The organism is Tritonibacter litoralis (assembly GCF_009496005.1).
GTDB lineage: Bacteria > Pseudomonadota > Alphaproteobacteria > Rhodobacterales > Rhodobacteraceae > Epibacterium > Epibacterium litoralis.
This window is the reverse complement of sequence record NZ_WIBF01000001.1, coordinates 630,777-650,446: the sequence shown is the minus strand read 5'-3', so window position 1 is coordinate 650,446 and position 19,670 is coordinate 630,777. Positions and strand designations below refer to the sequence as shown.

18 protein-coding genes and 4 tRNA genes are annotated in these 19,670 nt (G+C 57.5%); 12 read left to right on the top strand and 10 right to left on the bottom strand.

The window, feature by feature from the left end; translation table 11 throughout:
* Positions 1-86: 86 nt before the first annotated feature.
* The 5 genes from tpiA to GFB49_RS03135 all read right to left on the bottom strand — a co-directional run bounded on the left by tpiA (position 87) and on the right by GFB49_RS03135 (position 3,038).
* Entirely contained in the window at positions 87-827 is a 741-nt protein-coding gene (gene tpiA / locus GFB49_RS03155; protein ID WP_153214321.1) for a triose-phosphate isomerase, read from the bottom strand.
* Positions 828-922: 95 nt separating this feature from the next.
* Complete coding sequence (locus GFB49_RS03150; RefSeq protein ID WP_153214320.1) at positions 923-1,282, bottom strand: HesB/IscA family protein; 360 nt, start codon at positions 1,280-1,282, stop codon at positions 923-925.
* A 69-nt stretch (positions 1,283-1,351) separates the two neighbouring features.
* Positions 1,352-1,714, bottom strand: a complete 363-nt coding sequence (locus GFB49_RS03145) for an SUF system Fe-S cluster assembly protein (RefSeq protein ID WP_153214319.1) — start codon at positions 1,712-1,714, stop codon at positions 1,352-1,354.
* A 155-nt stretch (positions 1,715-1,869) separates the two neighbouring features.
* Positions 1,870-2,151, bottom strand: coding sequence for an NfeD family protein (locus tag GFB49_RS03140; RefSeq protein WP_343032452.1), 282 nt, complete (start codon positions 2,149-2,151; stop codon positions 1,870-1,872).
* Entirely contained in the window at positions 2,151-3,038 is an 888-nt protein-coding gene (locus GFB49_RS03135) for an SPFH domain-containing protein (RefSeq protein ID WP_153214318.1), read from the bottom strand. Before GFB49_RS03135 ends, GFB49_RS03140 begins: the two co-directional genes overlap by 1 nt.
* Positions 3,039-3,201: 163 nt before the next feature.
* Here GFB49_RS03135 and tgt point away from each other — a divergent pair, with 163 nt between their 5' ends.
* Positions 3,202-4,332, top strand: a complete 1,131-nt coding sequence (tgt, locus tag GFB49_RS03130) for a tRNA guanosine(34) transglycosylase Tgt (RefSeq protein WP_153214317.1) — start codon at positions 3,202-3,204, stop codon at positions 4,330-4,332.
* A 161-nt stretch (positions 4,333-4,493) separates the two neighbouring features.
* Here tgt and GFB49_RS03125 read toward each other — a convergent pair whose 3' ends face one another.
* The gene (locus tag GFB49_RS03125) at positions 4,494-5,117 is read right to left on the bottom strand and encodes a hypothetical protein (protein ID WP_153214316.1); all 624 of its coding nucleotides are present in this window, start codon (positions 5,115-5,117) and stop codon (positions 4,494-4,496) included.
* Between the two features lie 452 nt (positions 5,118-5,569).
* Between GFB49_RS03125 and lon the strand changes: the two genes are divergently transcribed.
* A complete protein-coding gene (lon, locus tag GFB49_RS03120; RefSeq protein ID WP_153214315.1) occupies positions 5,570-7,978 on the top strand; it encodes an endopeptidase La in 2,409 nt (802 codons plus the stop codon).
* A gap of 195 nt (positions 7,979-8,173) precedes the next feature.
* Here the strand turns inward: lon and GFB49_RS03115 are convergent, their stop codons facing one another.
* Positions 8,174-9,223 (bottom strand): Glu/Leu/Phe/Val family dehydrogenase, encoded by a 1,050-nt coding sequence (locus tag GFB49_RS03115; RefSeq protein WP_153214314.1) that lies wholly within the window; start codon positions 9,221-9,223, stop codon positions 8,174-8,176.
* A gap of 129 nt (positions 9,224-9,352) precedes the next feature.
* Between GFB49_RS03115 and GFB49_RS03110 the strand changes: the two genes are divergently transcribed.
* From GFB49_RS03110 to GFB49_RS03080, 7 genes are all read left to right on the top strand, one after another.
* Positions 9,353-9,808: an Lrp/AsnC family transcriptional regulator gene (locus GFB49_RS03110; RefSeq protein WP_343032451.1), complete on the top strand. Its 456-nt coding sequence runs from the start codon at positions 9,353-9,355 to the stop codon at positions 9,806-9,808.
* Positions 9,809-9,881: 73 nt separating this feature from the next.
* Positions 9,882-9,957 (top strand) — tRNA-Val (locus GFB49_RS03105).
* 141 nt (positions 9,958-10,098) lie between these two features.
* Positions 10,099-10,680, top strand: coding sequence for a histidine phosphatase family protein (locus GFB49_RS03100; RefSeq protein WP_153214313.1), 582 nt, complete (start codon positions 10,099-10,101; stop codon positions 10,678-10,680).
* Between the two features lie 69 nt (positions 10,681-10,749).
* Positions 10,750-10,825 (top strand) — tRNA-Val (locus GFB49_RS03095).
* Positions 10,826-11,070: 245 nt separating this feature from the next.
* Positions 11,071-11,147: transfer RNA gene (locus tag GFB49_RS03090), tRNA-Asp, on the top strand.
* 58 nt (positions 11,148-11,205) lie between these two features.
* Positions 11,206-11,282, top strand: a tRNA-Asp gene (locus tag GFB49_RS03085).
* A 157-nt stretch (positions 11,283-11,439) separates the two neighbouring features.
* Positions 11,440-11,835 (top strand): acyl-CoA thioesterase, encoded by a 396-nt coding sequence (locus GFB49_RS03080; protein ID WP_153214312.1) that lies wholly within the window; start codon positions 11,440-11,442, stop codon positions 11,833-11,835.
* Positions 11,836-11,882: 47 nt separating this feature from the next.
* On the opposite strand, the gene GFB49_RS03075 is transcribed toward GFB49_RS03080, so the two are convergent.
* Positions 11,883-13,277, bottom strand: coding sequence for a dipeptidase (locus tag GFB49_RS03075; protein ID WP_153214311.1), 1,395 nt, complete (start codon positions 13,275-13,277; stop codon positions 11,883-11,885).
* 327 nt (positions 13,278-13,604) lie between these two features.
* On the opposite strand from GFB49_RS03075, the gene hemA reads away from it, so the two are divergent.
* The 3 genes from hemA (at position 13,605) to ispG (ending at position 17,439) form a co-directional block, all read left to right on the top strand.
* Positions 13,605-14,828 carry a 5-aminolevulinate synthase gene (hemA, locus tag GFB49_RS03070; protein ID WP_343032450.1) on the top strand — a complete coding sequence of 408 codons (1,224 nt, stop codon included), beginning with the start codon at positions 13,605-13,607 and terminating at the stop codon, positions 14,826-14,828.
* A 128-nt stretch (positions 14,829-14,956) separates the two neighbouring features.
* On the top strand, positions 14,957-16,180 hold the full coding sequence (locus GFB49_RS03065; protein WP_153214310.1) for a helix-turn-helix domain-containing protein: 1,224 nt from the start codon (positions 14,957-14,959) through the stop codon (positions 16,178-16,180).
* Positions 16,181-16,308: 128 nt separating this feature from the next.
* The gene (gene ispG, locus GFB49_RS03060) at positions 16,309-17,439 is read left to right on the top strand and encodes a flavodoxin-dependent (E)-4-hydroxy-3-methylbut-2-enyl-diphosphate synthase (protein ID WP_153214309.1); all 1,131 of its coding nucleotides are present in this window, start codon (positions 16,309-16,311) and stop codon (positions 17,437-17,439) included.
* A 93-nt stretch (positions 17,440-17,532) separates the two neighbouring features.
* On the opposite strand, the gene GFB49_RS03055 is transcribed toward ispG, so the two are convergent.
* Positions 17,533-18,306, bottom strand: a complete 774-nt coding sequence (locus GFB49_RS03055; protein ID WP_153214308.1) for a DsbA family protein — start codon at positions 18,304-18,306, stop codon at positions 17,533-17,535.
* On the bottom strand, positions 18,303-19,658 hold the full coding sequence (locus GFB49_RS03050; protein ID WP_246149580.1) for a M48 family metalloprotease: 1,356 nt from the start codon (positions 19,656-19,658) through the stop codon (positions 18,303-18,305). Before GFB49_RS03050 ends, GFB49_RS03055 begins: the two co-directional genes overlap by 4 nt.
* Positions 19,659-19,670: the final 12 nt, after the last annotated feature.

Genomic DNA, 19,670 nt, shown 5'->3' with positions numbered 1-19,670 from the left:
AAAAAGAAGAGACCCGCCGGACAAACCGGCGGGACCCAAGTAATACCTAAAGGCGTCCCCTCGTGCGCCTTTTTTCTTGTGTCGGCTTAAAGCGCTGCAGCGATTGGACCAAAGTCAGCCGCCTTGAGGCTTGCACCGCCGACCAATGCGCCATCGACGTTCGAGACGCCAAAGATCTCGGCTGCATTGCCCGGTTTGACAGAGCCGCCATAGAGCAGCGGGATCGCATTGCCGATGGCATCGCCGAAACGGGCGACCAATTCCGCGCGCAGGAAATCATGAACTTCGCCGATTTGCTCCAAAGTCGGGACCTTGCCGGTGCCAATGGCCCAGACCGGTTCATAGGCCACAACGGTGTTTTCACCTATGATGCCATCAGGCAGGGAGCCTGCAAGCTGGGACCCCGCCACTTTGAGCGTGTCACCCGCTTCGCGTTCATCCAGAGTTTCGCCGATGCAGACCACCGCAACCAGCCCCTGGGCCTGGGCGGCTTCGGTCTTGGCGCGGACGATGATGTCGGTTTCGCCATGGTCGGTGCGACGTTCTGAGTGGCCGAGGATCACAGCCGTAGCACCGGCATCTTTCAGCATCTCGGCGCTGAGGTCACCGGTATGGGCGCCGGAATTCGCGGCGTGGCAATCCTGACCGCCAATCGCCACTTTGCTACCGGATACGGTTTCGGCTGCTGCGCTGACCAATGTGGCAGGGGGGCAGATCAGAATGTCAGCTGATGCGTCTTTTGTTGCGTCTGCGATAGCGGCCAGTTCCGCCAAAGCGGCGCGGGTGCCATTCATTTTCCAATTGCCAGCTGCAAGTTTACGCGCCATTTCGGTAGTCTCCCTTACCCGTTACACGGGCAGGAAATAACATTGTGAGCGCTCACCTACAATCTCTGAAAAAGCCGCAGAGAAGGGCCGCGCGCTTATTCGCGGCCCGGAACCTTGAAGCTGATGGATTCTCCGCAGCCGCAGGCTTCTGCAACATTAGGATTGTTGAACTTGAAGCTCGCTTCCAAGAGCGACACCTCATAGTCAATCTCGGTCCCAAAGAGGAACATCTGCGCCATCGGCGCAATCAGGATGCGCGCGCCATCCTGTTCGACGACCTCGTCATTGGGGTCGGCAGTGTCGACATATTCCATGGTGTATTCCATGCCGGCGCAGCCGCCTTTTTTGACGCCAATGCGCAGGCCCGCGGTGCCGTCTTTTTCCATCAGTTTGGAAATCTGAGCGGCGGCGCGCGGGGTCATGGTGACGGCTTGTTTGCCGGGAATGCCAAACATTTTGATCTCCGAAAGAGGGGTTGCCTGTAACCTAGGGTCGCACAGGCCAGGCTTCAAGTCACGGGAAGGTTACATGAAGCCCAATTCGAGGCGCGCCTCGTCTGACATCATCTCCATGCCCCAGGGCGGTTCCCATGTCAGCTGCACGTCCACGCTTTTGATACCATCGACCGGGGATACGGCATCAATGATCCAGCCCGGCATCTCACCGGCGACGGGGCAGCCGGGCGCGGTCAGAGTCATGATGATGCGCACATCATTGTCGTCCGAAATGTCGATCGTGTAGATCAGGCCCAAGTCATAAATATTGACCGGAATTTCCGGGTCATAAACCGAGCGGCATGCGGCCACGACAGCCTCATACAGCGCGTGTGTCACGCTTGAAGGCGCAATCAGCGGCGTGCCTTCCATGGTTTCGGGAGTATTGGTCATCGGTGCCTCGAATGTAATCCGACAGAATATATAGGGAACTCTGCCCGAGGCGTCCAGTGGGGCAGGGCAGATCACCGGAAACTTGGGGCAAATTCCCGGTGATCTAATGTAGTTGCGGACAGGTTTGGGCCAGTTTTCAGTCCGACTTTGATATCTCAGTCGTTGATATCGTGGTCAAAGGTTTTGACCTGACCGTTAGGAAGCGAGAAGACCCGGCGCAAGACCAGCCACGCGGCCAAAGACAGAACCGCAAAAAGCAATACCAACAGGGAGGGTGCGACTACCAGGTCTGGCACCACCAGAAACAGCACGGCGATGATGCCAGCGCCAATACCAAAGCCCAAAGCGATGAAGCCGGGGGCCAGCACTTCGATCACAATCAGGGCCAGGGCAGCGATGCCCCAGACCCACCACACAAGCCAAAACGCGTCTTGCACTATTTTACCCCTTTCAGCAATTTAAAGGCGTCGCCAAAGGCTTCCAGCGCCTGAGCCGGCACCACAATGGTTTGTTTGCCATTGCCCTGTCCCAAAGCCGTCAGCGACTCTACCTGTTTCAGGGCCACCTGATACTGGGCCGCCTCAATGCCGTTTTCCTTGATCGCTTTGGCGACAACTTCGGTGGCATAGGCTTCGGCCTCGGCCTCGATCCGGCGGGCCTTGGCGGTTTGTTCGGCGGCATAAAGCTCAGCATCAGCGGCGAGCTCAACCGAGCGTTTCTGACCTTCGGCCTCGGTCACCTGGGCGCGGCGGGCGCGTTCGGCGTTCAACTGTTGCAGCATCGCGTCGCGCGTGGCCTGATCGAGGTTCACGTCCAGGATTTCGGCGCGGGTCACTTCAATACCCCAGTTGTCCACCGCGTCCTCGACGCTTTCCTGAATGCGGCTGATCAGCTGGGCGCGGTTGGATTGCACCTCGTCCAGATCCATTTTGCCGATCTCGGCCCGCACGATCCCGGCCACGGTTGTGGCAATGGCGCCGTCGACGTCGCGGATGCGGTAAACGGTCTTTTCCGGTTCCAGAATGCGGTAAAACACCGAAGTGTCGATCTGCACCAGCACGTTGTCCTTGGTGATCGCATCCTGAGAGGCATTGGGCAGCTGGCGCTCCAGGATCGAGATCTTGTGCGCCACATTATCGAGAAACGGGATGATGAAGTTGATGCCGGGTCCAAGCACCGCATGCAGTCGGCCAAAACGTTCAACAACAAACTTCTGCGACTGCGGCACGATGCGCACCCCGCGGAAGATAATAAGAATGACGACAACGGCCGCGACGATAAAAATGATGTTCTGCGACAGAAGGTCGAGGATGAGCTGCTCCATGCCCGTGGGCTCCTTAAAAAGAAATTTCAGCGTCTGATGAACAGATTAAATGCGAATGTGCGGAATACATAGGCATTTCCTGTCGTGGTCGCAATCGCTCTGCCTTGGCAAAGCGGCTAAGTTTGCGTATGGACGCGGCCTTGGATCACGTGGAGCGGATGAGATGGCACAGGACTTCGGGTTTACTCTGAATGCAACGGACGGCATGGCGCGAACCGGGGTGATCAATACCCCGCGCGGTGAGATCCGGACGCCTGCCTTTATGCCGGTTGGCACAGCTGCCACGGTCAAAGCGATGATGCCCGAAAGCGTGCGCGCGACAGGGGCCGATATCCTGCTGGGCAATACTTACCATCTGATGCTGCGCCCCACGGCTGAGCGGATCGACCGCTTGGGGGGCTTGCACAAGTTCATGAATTGGGAGCGTCCGATCCTGACCGACAGCGGCGGGTTCCAGGTGATGTCGTTGGCAGGGCTGCGCAAGCTGACCGAGCACGGCGTGACGTTTAAATCCCATATCGATGGATCCAAACACGAGCTGACACCGGAACGGTCGATGGAGATCCAGCGGCTGTTGGGCTCTGACATTGTCATGTGTTTTGACGAATGCCCCGCATTGCCCGCGGATCGCGACCGGATTGCCGAATCCATGCGGCTGTCGATGCGGTGGGCCGAGCGGTCGCGTGACGCTTTTGGGGATCGTCCGGGGCATGCGCTGTTTGGGATCATGCAAGGTGGTCTGGAACAGGACTTCCGCGAAGAAAGCGCCGAAGCGTTGAAAGCCATCGGGTTTGAAGGCTATGCCATCGGAGGTCTGGCTGTGGGTGAGGGGCAGGAGGCGATGTTTGGCTGCCTGGACTATGCTCCGGGTTTCCTGCCTGAGGACAAACCGCGTTATTTGATGGGCGTGGGCAAGCCGGATGACATCGTCGGCGCGGTCAAACGCGGCGTGGATATGATGGATTGCGTTTTGCCATCGCGCTCTGGGCGCACGGGCCAAGCCTGGACACGGCGCGGTCAGATCAACATCAAAAACGCCCGCCACGCGGATGATCCGCGCCCGCTTGATGAAAACTGCACCTGTCCGGCCTGTTCCAATTACAGCCGCGCCTATCTGCACCATGTGTTCCGCTCGAACGAGATGATCTCGGGCATGCTGCTGACCTGGCACAATCTGCATTATTTTCAGCAGATCATGCAGGAAATGCGCGATGCCATTGCCGCGGGCACATTTGAGGCCTGGGAGGCGAACTTCCACGCGATGCGGGCCGAAGGCGATATCGATCCGCTGTAATGCGGTGTCGTTTTGGCTGGAGTAATGGTTTTAAGTCAGTCTCCGAGTTTGGTGTCAATAAGGTGACGCGTTTGATGCGCGGCCTTGTTGGAACACCAAGCCCCGGAGACTGCGTCATTTCAGACATTAAAATCGCCAAAGACGGCGTGCTGGTGGGGCGTTTACAGCGCTGCTTGGTTGTGGTGGCGTGGTGTAATAAAGTGGGTCACAAGAACTAAGCCTTTCCCAAAGAGCTGAGCCAGACCAAAGCTGCCCGCAAGGATCACACCAAGGGCGGTATAGTCGGCTGAGCGGCTAAATTCAGCGCCCCCCAGCAGCAAGGCCGTCAACCAACCGGCCGCGGACATTGCCGCAAAACTGGCCAGCATGAGTTTTTTCCCCAATCCCAAGTCGATCAGGCGTCGTCCCACGAGGGTATTGATGACCGGAACCGCAACCCGCGCCATGGCCATCGCAGTTACGGTCAACAGGATGACGGTTGACAGTTTTGCCCAGAGTTTGGGGGATGCAGCTGCCAAATCACCGTTGGTTTTGAGATAAAACAATCCCAGCCCGGTGATCCAAAGCCCCCACAGCGCCACCGTGATAATCTTGTGCGCACGGTTGATCAGAAGGGTGTCGTCGTCTTGGAGCGGGCGGAAGGCGCGGCGCAGTATATGAAGGTCTGTCAAAAGGACGGTTCCAAGCCCGACGGCCAAGGCCATTAGGTGGGACAGAACCAGAAGATCCTTTGCAAGTTTTGTTGGGGTCGTATCTTCAAAGATACCAATTATGTTGTGTAACATATCGAATTTTCTCGATCACTTTGTTGAGTTTTTCAAAAAAAACACGCGACGCATTTCACGTTCGCTACTGGTCAACAAAATCGGAAAGGAAACGGTTTCCGTAAGGACACTGTGGTCGATGGGTTCCAGGGATTAACAGTTATTAATCATTCGACTTTTACTTGAATTTTTGAGTTTGCGTGGTGGGAACGTTTGCAAACTGACCCAAACATCGCGGGTGAGTGCGCCGTAACGCAGGCGCCAAATCTTAGGCGTAGACCGGTCTCTTAAGTTTTCGCTGACCTTCTCTGTAAAAGTGCTCTTGTGATCGCCGCGACCTGGGGGCAATGTGGGGGGTAACCCAGATGGCTTGAAAATGACGGATCATCTGACCAAATAAAAAGCTCCAAAGAGGAGACGGCCAGGGCTGCCAAGATCGGGGCCGGACCGTCTTGCCAAACAAAGGACCGAGTATGCAAGAGCCACTCAATTCCTCCTATCCTGTTCTTCCGCTGCGCGATATCGTGGTCTTCCCCCACATGATTGTGCCGCTGTTCGTGGGCCGTGACAAATCGGTGCGCGCGCTGGAAGAGGTCATGGGGGATGACAAACAAATCCTGCTCTCAAGCCAGATTGACCCGTCGGAGGATGATCCGGAAACCGATGGCATTTACAATGTCGGTGTTCTGGCCAATGTGCTGCAGCTGCTGAAGCTGCCCGATGGCACCGTTAAAGTGCTGGTCGAAGGTCAGGAACGTGTGACGATCACCGATTTCCTGGAAAACGAAAACTTCTTTGAGGCGCGGGTCGAAGCGCTGACAGAGATCCCCGGTGATGTGACCACCACCGAAGCCTTGGTGCGCACCGTGGGGGATGAGTTTGAGCGTTACGCCAAAGTGCGCAAGAACATCCCCGAAGAGGCGCTGGCGGCTGTTGGGGAAACCGCCGAACCTGCAAAGCTTGCCGATCTGGTGTCGGGCCATCTGGGCATCGAAGTGGACCGCAAACAGGAACTGCTGGAAACGCTGTCCGTCAGCGAACGCCTTGAGAAGGTCTATGGGCTGATGCAGGGCGAAATGTCCGTCTTGCAGGTCGAGAAGAAGATCAAGACGCGTGTGAAATCTCAGATGGAGAAGACCCAGCGTGAATATTACCTGAATGAGCAGATGAAGGCCATTCAGAAGGAGCTGGGCGACGGTGAAGAAGGCGCAGGCGAAGTTGCCGAGCTGGAAGAGAAAATCGCTGCAACGAAACTCTCCAAAGAAGCGCGCGAGAAGGCCGATGCCGAGCTGAAGAAGCTCAAGAACATGTCGCCCATGTCGGCTGAGGCCACCGTCGTGCGCAACTATCTGGACTGGATGCTATCGATCCCGTGGGGCACCAAATCCCGCGTCAAAAAGGATCTGGGCCGCGCGCAGGAGATCCTGGATCAGGATCACTATGGTCTGGAGAAAGTCAAAGAACGTATCGTTGAATATCTTGCGGTGCAACAGCGGTCTGCCAAGCTGAAGGGGCCGATCTTGTGCCTTGTTGGCCCTCCGGGTGTCGGTAAAACCTCGCTGGGGAAATCCGTGGCCAAAGCCACCGGGCGCGAATTCATCCGCATCGCCCTGGGTGGGGTGCGGGACGAGTCTGAGATCCGCGGTCACCGCCGGACCTATATCGGGTCGATGCCGGGTAAGATCATTCAGGCGCTGAAAAAGGCCAAAACCACCAACCCGCTGATCCTGTTGGATGAGATCGACAAGATGGGTCAGGATTTCCGGGGCGATCCGGCGTCTGCGATGTTGGAGGTTCTTGATCCGGAACAGAACAACACCTTTATGGACCACTACCTTGAGGTGGAATATGATCTGTCCAACGTGATGTTCCTGACCACCTCGAACAGCTACAACATGCCGGGTCCGCTGATGGACCGGATGGAGATCATTCCGCTGTCGGGCTACACTGAAGACGAAAAGCGTGAGATCGCCAAGCAGCATCTGATTTCCAAGCAGGTCAAAAACCACGGGCTCAAGGCCAAGGAATTTGAACTGCAGGAAGACGCGCTGACGGATATTATCCGCACCTATACCCGCGAGGCGGGCGTGCGGAATCTGGAGCGTGAGATTGCGAAGGTTGCGCGGAAGTCTTTGACCAAGATCGTCAAGAAGGAAGCCGAAAGCGTGACTGTCACGCCGGACAATCTGGATGAATTCCTGGGCGTGCCCAAATACCGCTTTGGTCTGGCCGAAAAGGAAGATCAGATCGGTGTGGTTACCGGTCTGGCCTATACTTCGGTCGGCGGTGAGCTCTTGTCGATTGAGGCGCTGCGCCTGCCGGGTAAAGGGCGGATGAAGACCACCGGTAAGCTGGGCGATGTGATGAAGGAGTCGATTGAGGCGGCGTCTTCTTATGTGCGCTCAATCTCGCCGCAGATCGGGGTCAAACCGCCTAAGTTCGACAAGTGGGATATCCACGTCCACGTGCCTGAAGGGGCCACGCCAAAAGACGGCCCGAGCGCGGGTCTGGCGATGGTGACTTCTATTGTGTCCGTGCTGACGCAGATTCCGGTGCGCAAGGACATCGCCATGACCGGTGAAGTTACCTTGCGTGGGAATGCGCTGGCGATTGGGGGGCTCAAGGAAAAACTTCTGGCAGCCTTGCGCGGCGGTATCAAAACCGTGCTGATCCCGGAAGAAAACGCCAAAGACCTGCCGGAGATCCCGGACAACGTCAAAGAAGGGCTGGACATCATCACCGTGAGCCACGTGTCCGAAGTGCTGAAAATCGCGCTGACCGGCACGCCTGAGGCGATCGAGTGGGATGAAGAGGCCGAAGAGGCTGCGGCGGCACAAGCGGCGCTGGAAAAAGGTGCCGGATCAAGCGCCACAGCGCATTGATCGCCAAGCTGGCATTTTTGTTGATGACATTAAGAAAGGGCGGTCCGCATGGGCCGCCCTTTTGAGTTGTCCTAATTGTTTAGGCCGCCTTGAATTTGGCGTTTTAAGTTGATCCCCAACTGGATGATTGGCCACCTGCGCACGGTAAGTTGCCGCAGGCAGCGGGGCGCCTTTTATGGAAGGACGCCAAAGGGTTCAAGCCGCTTGTGCGGACATTTGTTCCTCGACCGTGGCGATGGCGATATCCGCCGGGCTGACACCGGCTGTTTCGGCCTGATCCAGCATTTTTTGTAAGGTGCCGGTCAGGGCCTGCAGCTTGGCCTCTACAAAACCGGCGCGGTCGCGGATTTGCAAAACTTCGGTCGCGACATTTATGATCCCACCGCCATTCGCGACAAAATCCGGCGCATACAGGATGCCACGATCATGTAGCTGGCCTGCATCCTGGGGGGTGGCCAGCTGATTGTTGGCACCACCCGCGACGACGCTAACTTTGAGCGTCGGAATCGTCTGCGCATTCAGGATGCCGCCGATAGCACAGGGGGCAAAGATATCCGCCTCAACCCCATAGATTTCATCCGGCTGCACGCTCTTGGCGGAAAACCGGACCTCGGCCTTGGCGATGCGTTCCGCGTCCACATCGGTTACCACCAGATTGGCATGGGCCTGATGCAACAGGTCGCACAGATGCCAGCCCACATTGCCCAGACCTTGAACCGCAACGGTCACCCCCACCAGGGTGGGGGATCGGTGTTTCTGCGCCCAGGTGGTCTGGATCGCATTAAAGATACCCTGAGCGGTAATGGGGGAGGGGTCGCCGCTGGCAAATTCGCCATCCGCCAGCCCCGCCGCGTAATCAGTTTCTTGCGCTAGGATCGCCATGTCAGAAGGGGTCATGCCCATATCCTCAGCTGTGATGTAGCGGCCTTCCAGCGATTGGATGGCGCGGGCAAAGGATTTCAGCAGCTCTGGCGTTTTGTCGGTGGCAGGATCGCCGATGATCACCGCCTTGCCGCCGCCCAATGGCAGCCCTGCAGCGGCATTTTTAAAGGTCATGCCCTCGCTCAGCCGTTTGACATCCTCAAGTGCTGCATCAACCGCCGCATAGGGACGCATGCGCAGCCCACCGGCGGCAGGTCCAAGCTTGGTCGAATGAATGGCGATAAAACCAAGCAACCCGACGTCCGGGTCGCTTACATGGTAAATGGCTTCATGGGTCTCACTGGGGACCGGGGTCACTTGCATGTGGCTCTCCTGATGCTTTGAGAGATATTTTAGCAGTGAGACATGCAGGTTTTCGCCAATCCTCGACTTTTCTATCTGATAATTTGGAGTTTTCTGTTATTGTTTGGGTGAAATTTAGGGGAAACCGGCGTGGACGTGATTGATTATAAGATTCTAGGCGCGTTGCAAGAGAACGGGCGTATGACGATGGCTGAGCTGTCGGAACAGGTTGGGCTGTCGCCAACGCCCTGTGCCCGCCGGGTGGCCGCCTTGGAAGACAGCGGCGTGATCCAGGGGTATGGCGCGCGGGTGGATCCGGAACAGCTGGGGCTGACGGTGACCATCTTTGTCGAAGTGGAGCTGGAGCAGCAAAGCGCGCAGGCGCTTCAGGCGTTTGAGACAGCCGTGCGCCCGTTTGAACAGGTGATGGAATGCCATCTGATGACCGGCACGCGGGATGTGCTGTTGCGGGTCGTAGCCCGGGATCTGACCCATTTTGACCGGTTTCTGGAGCAGCAGCTGATGCGGGTGCCGGGTATTCGCAACACGCGCTCCAGCTTCTCGCTGCGCACCATGATCCGCCGCAACAGCCTGCCACAGGTTTAGAGCGAAAATTTTTGCATTTTCTGTCAAAGGCCACTTGCACCTTCATAATTCTGTCGCTAAACCCCGCTCCAACGGGTCGTTAGCTCAGTTGGTAGAGCGCTTCGTTTACACCGAAGATGTCGGGAGTTCGAGCCTCTCACGACCCACCATTCCCCTTTGAAATGAATACGTTGCCGGGGAAATAGGCCGCCCCTGTCCGCACATAATATTGTACCCGAAACGACGGAAGAATTGCGCTTGTGCTGGTTCCTCGTTAGCCAATGTCCAGCATTGTTTTGAGAGGGTTGAGAATGGCCGATTTTCCAAAAATCTGGTTTCTGCGGCATGGTCAGACGGTTTGGAATGCTGTCCACCGCGTTCAGGGGCAAATGGAATCCGAGCTGACGGAATTGGGCATCCGGCAAGCGCAGGTGCAGGCAGGTCTGTTGGCACCGATCCTGAAAGCCAAAGAGCCGCCCTGTTTGGTCTCCCCATTGGGTCGGGCGCAGCAAACAGCGCAAATTGCGCTGGGGAATTATCCCTATGTCACGGACCCTTTGTTGGCCGAGGCGCAGGCGGGCGCGTTCGAGGGTTTGACCCTGGATGAAATTGCTGAGGCCTACCCCAAGATTTCGGCGGCCTGTCCGCAAATCCTTGACCTGTTTTGCGAAGCACCGGGCGGGGAGGGGTTTGATACCTTTGCAGGTCGTGTGCGCAAAACATTGGACCAATTGGAAGTTCCGACTGTGATTGTGGCCCATGGGCTGTGGGGGCAAATCCTGCGTGGCATCGTTTGCGGCCTGGACCGCAGCGAAATGGCCCGTCTGCCCAATGAACAGGGCTGTGTCTATGTTCTGGAAAACGGGGCCGAAGCGGTTCTGCGCGCGGGGTGAAAGTTTTTTGTAAAAACCTCCAAACAGCCCTTGCGCTCCTGCGCCGCTTTCTTTAAATCCGCCTTCACCGGGTCGTTAGCTCAGTTGGTAGAGCGCTTCGTTTACACCGAAGATGTCGGGAGTTCGAGCCTCTCACGACCCACCATTTCCCCTTGAAATGACTGCACTAAATGCTCTGCCGACAAAGCTCCCGGGCGGGGTCCAAGCGCGTTTGTGTGTGGGGGATATCCGGTCAGTTCGGTGTGATTTTTCTTTCCCCTCAGCACCTTGTTGTGACGGGTGGAAAAAAATCCTGCAAAACGCTGAAAATCCTAAATCACCGCTTGACGCTTCCTAAGGCTGAGAATATTACACCCCAACGTTCAGCGGCGACGCTGAATTAAGCAGCAAGCGGTTGTAGCTCAGATGGTTAGAGTACCGGCCTGTCACGCCGGGGGTCGCGGGTTCGAGCCCCGTCAACCGCGCCACTGCTTCCCCCCCTTGGGATTACAGGGTCGTCCCTGAGGGGGCATGAAAATACGATGCGCGGTTGTAGCTCAGCTGGTTAGAGTACCGGCCTGTCACGCCGGGGGTCGCGGGTTCGAGCCCCGTCAACCGCGCCATTTTCATTCGTTTTCCCAAAAATATGAGTGTGAAACCGACAAATAGCCTGTGCTGTGGATCATTTGTCGCATCAAAGCTTTCTAAGTCTTTGTGGGTGCAGTATTCCTTGGAAGGAAACATGCAGACCCGCTGCATCAAAGACATAGGAAGCAAGCCATGACCGAACTGGTCCAGCCCCCCGAAACGCAACCGACCATTCGTGTCATTGCCATGCCGACAGACACCAACCCGGCGGGTGACATCTTTGGCGGCTGGTTGATGAGCCAGATGGACCTTGCGGCCGGCACAATTGCCGCGCGGGTCTCCAAGGGGCGGGCGTCGACGGTATTTGTGGATGGCATTCAGTTCCACCAGCCTGTGACAGTGGGCGATGAGGTCTCGCTTTATGCTGAATTGGAAAAGATCGGGCGCACGTCGATGCGCATCAAGGTCCGCGTCTGGAGCCGGGCCCGCCATCAAGAAGACAGTAAGCCCGTGACCGAGGGTGTCTTTACCTTTGTGGCGCTGGATGACAATGCGCGCCCACGTCCGGTTCAGCGCGACGCTGAGTAAATCAAAATGCCCCCACCGATTGGCGGGGGCATTTTTTGTGTAGAGGTTTATTTGGACGACAGCGCGTCCAGGATCCGGGCCCAGCTACGGATGCCTTTGTGGAAGCTTTTGACGTCATATTTCTCATTCGGAGAGTGGATGGCGTCGTCTTCATTGGCAAAGCCAACCAGCATCGAATCCAGGTCCAGAATGGTTTTGAAATAGCCCACAACCGGGATCGATCCGCCCATCCCGGCAAAGACCGCTTCCCGCTCCCATTCATCCGACAGGGCGCTGCGGGCTTTTTCGAACTCGGGGCGCTCGACGTTCATCGTAAAGGCGCGGGCGCCGTCCAGATCATTGTCCCAGGTGACTTTGGCATCCACGCTCAGCCGGTCTTCGACATGTTTGCGGATATTGCTGCGCAGGGTGGCTGGATCCATGTCGCCCACCAATCGGCAGGTGATTTTGCAATGGGCTTTGGAGGGGATCACGGTTTTGGAGCCCGCGCCATTATAGCCGCCCCATAGGCCGTTTACTTCCAACGTTGGGCGCGCCCATTGTTGTTCCAATGCGGAATAACCCTTTTCGCCATGCGCCTTGGTATAGCCGACACCACCCAGATACTCGGCCTCATCAAAGCCGCAGTTTTCCCATTGGCGCAGTTGCGATTCGGGGACTTCGTGCACACCGTCATAGAAGCCTTCAACTGCAACCTTGCCGGTTTCCTCGTCATAAAAGGACGCGACGATCTTGGACAGTTCCCGCAGCGGGTTCAGGCCGGGGCCACCATAGTGACCGGAATGCAGGTCGATTGTGGGGCCGGTGATTGTGAACTCATCCTTCAGCATGCCGCGCAGCTGGGACGAAATAGACGGCACGCCACGAGACACCATCGAGGTGTCACAAACCAGCGCCAGGTCAGCCTTCAGCTCGTCTGCGTGATCCTTGAGGAACGGCACCAGCGACGGGGAGCCTGATTCTTCTTCGCCTTCAAAGAAAAAGGTGATGCGGCAGGGCAGGCTGCCATGCACCGCAGCCCAGGCGCGGCAGGCCTCCACAAAGGTCATCAGCTGGCCTTTGTCGTCAGAGGCGCCGCGACCGCGGATCACTTTGCCATTGGGCGTGTCCTGGATCTGCGGTTCAAACGGAGGGGTGTCCCACAGGTCCAGCGGGTCAACGGGCTGCACGTCATAATGGCCGTAAAACAGCACATGCGGCGTGCCATCGGGCAGGTCGGTTCCGATCTGGCCGGTGACCATTGGATGCCCTGTGGTGGGGCGTTTTTCTGCTGGTATACCAATGCTTTGCAGATCCGCCACCAGCCAATCGGCTGCGCTGTCGACCTCGGCCTTGTAGGCGGGGTCGGTTGAGATGGAGGGGATGCGCAGGAAGGTCATCAACCGCTCCATCGCCGCATCAAGATCCGTGTCGATCTTTTCCAATACCGGGGTCAGGGACATCAGCTACTCCTAAGTCATAGGTCTCTTTGGCGCGCAGGCTATCAGTGCGCTGTGCCAGGGACCAGTGATCCCGGCACATTTGCAAAGGATTTGGGCAATGGGGATTTTTGGAATAAGATTCGACTAATTTATCGGTTTTGTGACGTTTCACCGCAGTGCACAGTGTCTGTGTTTCTTGCTGTATGAAACACAAACGCTTATTTGACTTGCATCAAGGCAGCGGAGCTACTGCGTTGTTAACCACCTGTGGACTGGAAAGAGGCTGCAGGCCGCCACAAGAAGCGGAACGGTGACACGAACAGCCCGCAACTATGGATGGAGACTATCGTGGACTACACCGCGCAACTCGACGCTGCGATCAACCGCCTTCATGACGAAGGCCGCTACCGGACTTTTATCGATATCGAGCGTCGCAAAGGGCAGTTTCCGCATGCCATACGCACGCGTCCCGATGGGTCCCAGCAAGAGATCACGGTGTGGTGCGGCAATGACTATTTGGGCATGGGGCAGCATCCGGTTGTCCTGAAAGCTATGCACGAAGCCATTGATGCAACCGGCGCTGGGTCTGGTGGGACGCGCAATATTTCGGGCACCACGGTCTATCACAATGCGCTTGAGGCGGAGCTTGCCGATCTTCACGGCAAGGAGGCGGCCTTGCTGTTCACCTCTGCTTACATCGCCAATGACGCGACCCTGTCGACGCTGCCCAAGCTGTTTCCGGGTCTTATCATCTATTCCGATGCGCTGAACCACGCGTCGATGATCGAAGGCGTGCGCCGCAATGGCGGGGCCAAGCGGATTTTCCGTCACAACGACGTAGAACATCTGCGTGAGCTGCTGGCGGCGGACGATCCAAAAGCGCCGAAGCTGATCGCCTTTGAATCTGTTTACTCCATGGATGGGGATTTTGGCCCGATCAAAGAGATCTGCGATCTGGCGGATGAATTTGGCGCGCTGACCTATATCGATGAGGTCCACGCGGTTGGTATGTATGGCCCGCGCGGCGGCGGCGTGGCAGAGCGGGATAACCTGGCGCATCGGATCGACATTATCAACGGCACCCTGGGCAAGGCCTTTGGCGTGATGGGCGGCTATATCGCGGCTTCGGCCAAAATGTGCGACGCAATCCGCTCCTATGCGCCGGGCTTTATCTTTACCACCTCGATTGCGCCTGCGGTGGCGGCCGGGGCAGCGGCTTCGATCGCCTATCTGAAGGAAACGCAAGAGCTGCGTGACAAGCATCAGGAAATGGCCAAGGTGCTGAAGCTGCGGCTCAAAGGTTTGGGTCTGCCGATCATCGACCACGGCTCGCATATTGTGCCGGTCATCGTGGGCAATCCGGTTCACACCAAAAAGCTGAGCGATATGTTGTTGGATGACTTTGGTATTTATGTGCAACCTATCAATTTCCCGACCGTGCCGCGTGGCACGGAAAGGTTGCGTTTTACCCCGTCGCCCGTTCACGGATCGGGTGAAATCGACCGTTTGGTCAGCGCCATGGACGAACTTTGGTCTCATTGTGCGCTAAATCGCGCCGAACTTGCCGGATAGTACACTGTTCCGTGTAAAAAACTTTCGAGTGTGTTATCTTTCCCTCAACGAATGAGTGCGAGTGAGTCGGAATGTTGACTTTCTTAAATCTCACGTCGAATGCGGCAGGATAAGATGGGACGGCAAGAATGATTGGGCGCCTCACGCAGCGCAAGTCCAAGAGTGGAGAGACTACGTCTTCTCCCAAGAGCTTTGACGACTTTGAGTTGAAGCTGGGCGACGTTATGCGTGGAGAACGGGCAACCATGGGCAAGTCCCTGTTGGACGTCCAGCGGGAGCTGCGCATCAAAGCAGCGTACATCGCAGCCATCGAAAACACGGATCCAACCGTTTTTGACACGCCCGGCTTTATCGCCGGGTATGTGCGCTCTTATGCGCGCTATCTGAATATGGATGCCGATGCGGCCTTTGATCAGTTCTGCGAGGAAAGCGGATTTGAAGTGGCCCACGGCATGTCGGCGGATGCTTCTGGTCGCAAGCCCAGTGGCAAAGGTCTGCAATCCACGGGCGGCCTGGGCAGCGAAGCTTTTGTGTCGCCCAATACGCCTTTTATTCCCGCCTCGGACGGTATTCTCAGCCAGATCGATCCACGAGCCATTGGATCTTTGGTTGTTTTGCTGGGCCTGATCGGCGGCATCGGTTACGGCGCATTGGCCGTGTTGAAAGAGGTCCAGCAGGTGCAATTCGCACCGGTTGAGCAGGTGCCGGTTGTGCAATCCGAATTGGATCCGTTGCAGGGCATTCTGCTGGCAGAGGCTGAGGCCAATGAAGATCCCGCTATCCAGGCGCTGGATCGCCTGTATCGTCCGCCAGCATTGGATGTTCCGGTTCTGGTGTCGCGCGATGCGCCAATCTCGACCCTCAATCCAAGCCAGCTGGGGAATTTTGTCACCCCGGATCGCCCCAGCATTTCGTTGGCTGGGGCCAGCGTATCAGCGGAACAGCCCGACGACCTGGGTGTTGTGCAGCCGCAGGTCGTGGCTGATCTGGCGCCGACATTAACCATGGTTGCGATCCGACCGTCCTGGGTGCAGGTGACGGCAGCCGATGGCAGCGTGATTTACGAAGCGATCATGGAAGCGGAACAAACCTATGAGGTGCCGCTGACCGAGAATGCACCGCGCCTGCGTACGGGCGAAAGCAGCGCGATTTATTTTGCAACCAATGACACGCAATTCGGCCCCGTGGGCGACCGGGGGCAGGTCAGCAAGAATATCGAACTGTCGGTGAATGCGGTGTCTGACCGTTTTGCCGAGGTGGTTGACCTTGAGGATGAGCGCAACGGTGTTCTCGCCAAGATTGTCGCAGAGCTGCCAACCCGCCAGCCTGGCACGTTTGAATTGGCCGAGTGACGGGCAACGCCTGCTTGTGCGGCGCGCCTCGGCGGGGCTTTTAATCCAGAAACTGATGCTTGGATCATTGCAGCCTTGGGCCTTCGTGCGTATTTATCGACCAAAGCATAAAACCCGGGATCCGCTCTATGTCGATCAACCATATCCGTCCGTGGCGCAATATTGAACGCCGCAAAAGCCGTCAGATCATGGTGGGGAACGTTCCGGTTGGTGGCGATGCGCCGATTGCCGTGCAAACCATGACCAATACGCTGACCACCGATGCGGCGGCGACTATCGCCCAGGTTCAGGCCGCAGCCGAAGCCGGAGCGGATATCGTGCGGGTTTCAGTGCCGGATGAAGCGTCGTCCAAGGCCCTGAAAGAGATCGTTTCCGAAAGCCCGGTTCCGATCGTGGCGGACATTCATTTCCATTACAAACGTGGGATCGAAGCCGCCGAGGCGGGGGCCGCTTGTCTGCGGATCAACCCTGGCAATATCGGCGACAGTGCCCGCGTGGCCGAGGTGGTGCGCGCGGCCAAGGATCACAATTGCTCGATCCGAATTGGCGTGAACGCGGGCTCTTTGGAAAAGCACCTGCTGGATAAATATGGCGAGCCCTGTCCTGATGCGATGGTTGAATCCGGTCTGGAGCATATTCGCATCCTGCAGGACCATGATTTTCACGAGTTCAAGATCAGCGTCAAAGCCTCGGACGTGTTTATGTCTGCGGCCGCCTATCAGATGCTGGCCGATGCAACCGACGCGCCGATCCACCTTGGCATTACCGAAGCGGGCGGCCTGATGTCGGGTACCATCAAATCCTCCATCGGTTTGGGGCAGCTGTTGTGGATGGGCATTGGGGATACGCTGCGCGTCAGCCTGTCGGCGGATCCGGTCGAAGAGGTCAAGGTGGGATATGAGATCCTGAAATCCCTGGGTCTGCGCCATCGGGGGGTGAACATCATTTCCTGCCCCTCCTGCGCGCGTCAGGGCTTTGACGTGATCAAGACGGTGGAAACTCTGGAAGACCGGCTGGCGCATATCAAAACCCCAATGAGCCTGTCGATTATCGGCTGTGTGGTCAATGGCCCGGGCGAAGCGCTGATGACTGATGTGGGCTTTACCGGAGGTGGTGCGGGGTCGGGCATGGTCTATTTGGCAGGCAAGGCCAGCCACAAGATGTCTAATGATCAAATGGTCGACCACATCGTGGAAGAGGTCGAAAAGAAGGCCGCGGCATTGGACGCAGAAGCGGCGGCGGCTGAAGCGGCCGAGTAAACAGCAGCGCGGCGAGATACATAAGCAGTGAGATACAAAAAGGCCCCTGTTTTGGTACAGGGGCCTTTCTTGCATTTATGAGGTGCTCAGGGCTCAGCCGGCTTCGGCGCGCTGCTCTTCGATCACAGCTTTCATCTGATCCAGCGGCAGATAGCCGCGCACCATCTCATCCCCAAAGATAAAGGTCGGCGTGCCGCTGATGGACATATTGTTCGCCAGCTGTCGGGTCAGGCGCAGCTCTTGGGTGACGGCGTCTGCATTCATGCCTTCCAGGATCGCTTCGGTGTTATATCCAAAGCTTTCGGACAGGCGCGCCAGGGTCACTTCATTCGGCTCACCTGGCATTTCGATCAGCGCATCATGCAGCGCCTTATAGGCCTCGGGCCCTTCCACATGTTTGGCAGAGACGGCAAAGCGCGAGGCTACCAGGGAGGATTCGCCCAAAATCGGCAGCTCTTTGATGATCAGGCGGATGTTGCCATCTTCGGCCAGCAGGCGTTCCACCTCGGGCTTGGCCCGACGGCAGAACCCACAGCGGTAATCCATAAACTCAACAATGGTGATGTCGCCATCCGGATTGCCGCCAACCCAGGAAAACCCGTCATTGGTCAGCGCTGCCAGATTGTGCTGCACCAGCGCCTTGTCACGCTCGGCCTCGGCGACGGCGTTGCGCTCTTGCAGGACGTCGCTGATTTCCAGCAGCAGTTCCGGATGTTCCAGCAGATAGGCGCGCACTGCTGCACCAAAGTCTGCGCGTTCCTCATCGGACATGGCCTTAAGGTCCAGCGCCGATGCGGGCAAGCTGAGCGTCAGAGCGGTTGCCGCCGCGGCAACCGTGCGCGTCCATGTCTGAGCAAAAGAGATCATCGTTTCTTCCTTTTTTCAAAGCGTTCTGCAGCAATGAGCACGTCTTGCGCACGTCGCCAGGCCGCAGAGCCAGTGGGGAGCAGGCCAGAGGCCCGTTTTGCGTGAATTCCTGCATCACCCAACCGTCCGCGCAGCGCATAGCGTTCGGCGGTCACAAGTGATGCCATACCGTTTTGTCCCGTTTTTGCATAGGCTTGAGCCATGTCTCTCAACAAACTGTTATTGCGAAAGTCGATGGATCGAGCCTTTTCCAAGGTTTTGAGCGCGGCGCGTGGCTGGTTGGCGGCAAGCTGCGCGCGACCCAGGCTGGCCAGGATCAACGGGTTGTTGGGCGAGAACTGCGCGGCGCGCTGATAGGTCGCCATCGCGTCCCCCCAGCGGCGATTTTCCATCAGGAACTGGCCGCGCAATTCCAGGTAAAACCCGTCCTTGGGCCGCAGCCGCAGCGCCCCGTCAATCGATGCCAACGCTTTTTGCAGTTTGTTGTTGCGGTGATAGGCGATCGCTTCGCGCATCAGCTTCACATCCGCATAGGGATCGCTGGAGGCGCGGCGCATGGTCCATTTAGGGGCGCGCAAAAAGGCCGACAATTTACCTTGTACCCGGTCCAGCCAATAGGCCGCGGCCGGGTCCGGCTTGCCGGTATCGCCATAGGCCGCGACAAAGGCTTTGGTTGCCCGGATCCGGTCACGGCTGAGCGGATGCGAGCGGGTATAGGGATCCTGGTTGGCGGCGCTCAGGACCTCTTGGCCCGCAAAAAGCTGATGCACATCCAACATGCCTTGGACAGGCACACCGGCCTGTTTCATGATCGAGGCGGCGGTGCGATCGGCGGCGCTTTCTTCGGCGCGGGTGTGGGACAGGAAACTCCGCTCAGCCGCGCTGCGGGTGCCAAGGGCGATCCCGGCCGCCGCGTCTCCTCCTGCGCCCGCAACAGCCGCCAAAAGGCCAAGCGCTGTGCCCAGCCCTGCCGCAGAGCGTGCGGATTTCAGGTTTTCCAGCCTGCGCGCCAAATGGCCATTGGTGATATGGGCGGCCTCATGGGCGATGACGGCCTGCAGCATCTCGGGCGACTTCACCTTTAGGATCAGCCCGTAATGTATGAAAATTGTTCGACTATCGATCACAAAGGCGTTCAACGTTGGCAGGTTCACAACCACCACCCGAACCCGTTTGGGATTGAGCCCCGCCGCGCCCAGAACCGGTTTGGCCAATTGCGCCAGACCATGTTCGATATCGGCATCCCGCAACAGGCCAATGGACTGTGCATGGAGGCTGGTCGCCAACCAAAGGACAAAGCCAAAAACCAAGGCCGGGATTGACGCCAGCCTATATACGCGTTCAAAGGTCATGACCGCACCTTG